This is a genomic window from Phenylobacterium sp. (assembly GCF_036821595.1).
Classification (GTDB): domain Bacteria; phylum Pseudomonadota; class Alphaproteobacteria; order Caulobacterales; family Caulobacteraceae; genus Phenylobacterium.
On sequence record NZ_DAISJG010000158.1, the window covers coordinates 1 to 2289 of the forward strand.

The 2289-nt window shown below is 74.5% G+C and carries 4 protein-coding genes; 1 reads left to right on the forward strand and 3 read right to left on the reverse strand.

What is annotated here, in order from left to right; translation table 11 throughout:
* Positions 1-5 precede the first annotated feature (5 nt).
* The gene (gene proC, locus V7Z97_RS20115; protein WP_334165368.1) at positions 6-800 is read left to right on the forward strand and encodes a pyrroline-5-carboxylate reductase; all 795 of its coding nucleotides are present in this window, start codon (positions 6-8) and stop codon (positions 798-800) included.
* On the opposite strand, the gene V7Z97_RS20120 is transcribed toward proC, so the two are convergent.
* The 3 genes from V7Z97_RS20120 to V7Z97_RS20130 form a co-directional block, all read right to left on the reverse strand.
* Entirely contained in the window at positions 797-1258 is a 462-nt protein-coding gene (locus V7Z97_RS20120; protein ID WP_334165363.1) for a hypothetical protein, read from the reverse strand. The two genes, proC and V7Z97_RS20120, sit on opposite strands and share 4 nt — an antisense overlap.
* Positions 1258-1686 carry a DUF2147 domain-containing protein gene (locus V7Z97_RS20125; protein WP_334165364.1) on the reverse strand — a complete coding sequence of 143 codons (429 nt, stop codon included), beginning with the start codon at positions 1684-1686 and terminating at the stop codon, positions 1258-1260. The genes V7Z97_RS20120 and V7Z97_RS20125 overlap by 1 nt, the downstream gene beginning before the upstream one ends.
* Before the next feature lie 67 nt (positions 1687-1753).
* The coding region (locus V7Z97_RS20130; RefSeq protein ID WP_334165366.1) for a sensor histidine kinase at positions 1754-2289 on the reverse strand (536 nt) is incomplete at its 5' end.

Below are 2289 nucleotides of genomic sequence, written 5' to 3' on the forward strand. Positions count from 1 at the left end.
CGATGATCACTCCCATCCTGATGCTGGGCGCCGGGCGCATGGGCGGCGCGGTGCTGGAGGGCTGGCGCCGGGCGCAGGCCTTCGCTCCTTCCGAACTGCTGATCCGCGATCCGGCCCCGAGCCCGCCGGCCCTGGCCGTGGCGCTCGATGGCGCGCAGCTCAATCCCCCCGACGCCGAGCTGGCCCGCGCCAGGACCGTGCTCCTTTGCGTGAAGCCGCAGCTCTGGCGCGAGGCGGCGGCCGAGACCGCGCCCTGGCTGGCCGCCGACGCGGTGATCGTCTCGGTGGCGGCGGGCGTGAAGTCGCAGGATCTGGCCAAGGAGTTCGGCGGCCGCTGCGTGGCGCGCGTCATGCCCACGACCGCGGCGGCCATCGGCCAGGGGACGGCCAGCCTGTTCGCCGACGACCCCGCGGCGCTCGCCCGGGCGCACGCCCTGTTCGAGCCCCTGGGGACCGTGGTGGACCTGGCGGACGAGGCCCTGATGCACGCGGCGACCGCGGTCTCCGGATCCGCCCCGGCCTATCTCTACGCCTTCATCGAGGCGCTGGAGGGCGCAGGGCAGGCGGCCGGCCTGCCGCCGAAGGAGGCCCAGCGGCTGGCGCGCTCGACGCTCACCGGGGCCGCGGCCCTGCTGGCCCAGAGCGGCGAGGAGCCGGCGGAGCTCCGCCGGCAGGTGACCTCGCCCGGCGGCACCACGGAGGCGGCGCTGAACGTGCTGCTGGGCGCCGACGGCCTGCCGACGCTGCTGCGCGAGGCGGTGGCGCTGGCGGTGAAGCGCTCGAAGGAGCTGGGCGCCTAGCGGGCGTCCTGGCCGGGCGACAGCCCGCGCCAGGCAGCCAGCAGCGAGGCGGCCAGCGCCGCGACGATCAGCAGGTGCAGGGTCAGGTGGTTGGCGTCGGGCGGCAGGTGCCGGGCGTCCCTCGGCAGCACGTGGACGGTGTTCTCGAACCAGAGGCCGTAGACCGCCTGCCAGCCCGGGGGCGCGCCGGCGAAGTAGGGGGCCCACCAGGTCATCGCCTGGAGCCAGGCCCACATGGAGAGCGCCATGGCCGAGAGCAGGGGCGCCCAGACGCGGCTGACCCACAGGGCGCCGGTGAGCACGCCGGTGGCGGCCGCCGCGAGCACGTCGAGCGTCTCCTGCCCGTCGCTGCGGCGGACATCGTTCCAGGGGTAGAGGTCCACCCAGGCGACCACCTGCAGATAGATCCCCAGGACCAGGACCGCCGCCGCGGCAAGCCGGTGGGCCGGCCAGGCCATCAGGGCCGCCGCCAGGTCTGGCCCTGGCAGACCACCAGAACACACCCCTCGAGCTTGAGGGTTCCGTCGGGGTTCAGCCGCAGCCGCGAGTCATAGGTCTTGCCGGTCTGCGGGTCATAGATCTTGCCGCCGGTCCAGCGGGCGGTCTCGACGCGGCGGAAGTCCCGGATGAAGGGAAGGCCGACCAGGGCGCGACCGCGCAGCGCCGGATCCGGATTGGCCGTGTCGCGCACCGGTCGCCCGGCCTTGTCCAGGGCGTCCCTCAGCCAGACGATGGCGCCGCAGAGCCGGTCCGGACGGCCCTGGCAGGGCGCGATATGGACTTTCGCCGCGCCGCCGGGCGTCAGCCATTCACCCTCCACCGGATCGGCGGCGAGCGCCGGCGATACGGCGCAGGCGAGCGCGGCGGCGGCGAGCAGGTGTCGCATGGATGTCCTCCCCAGGTATCCTGGACATCAAGCTCTGCCGTGGTGGCTGAACCGTGGCTGAACGATGTTATCCAGGTGGCGTTCGGCCCGGCTGCAGGGCGCCAGGCAGGCGGACCACGGCGCGCAGGCCGCCCAGCGGCGAACGGTCCAGGGTGATGTCGCCGCCGTGGCCGCGGGCCACGTCGCGCGCGATGGCCAGGCCCAGCCCGACGCCCTTGGTGTTCTGGTTGCGCGCCTCGTCGAGGCGGCCGAAGGCCTTGAAGGCGTCCTCGTACTGGTCGGCCGGGATGCCCGGCCCGTCGTCGTCGACGGTGATCTCGACTCCGCCGGTGGGGCGGGGGCGGGCGGCCACCTCCACCCGCTCGCCGTGGACGGCGGCGTTCATGACCAGGTTGGACAGCGCGCGCTTCAGCGCATTGGGCCGCACGCTGGCCGACAGCTCGGGATCGGTGGTGACGCTCACCCGGGCGCCGGCGCGCCGGGCCCCTTCGCAGACCTCGTCCAGCAGCTCGCGCAGGCGCACGGTCTCGGCCGCCTCGCCGCCCTCCCCGCGGGCGAAGGCGAGGTACTCGTCGATCATGTGCTCCATCTCGGCGAGGTCCT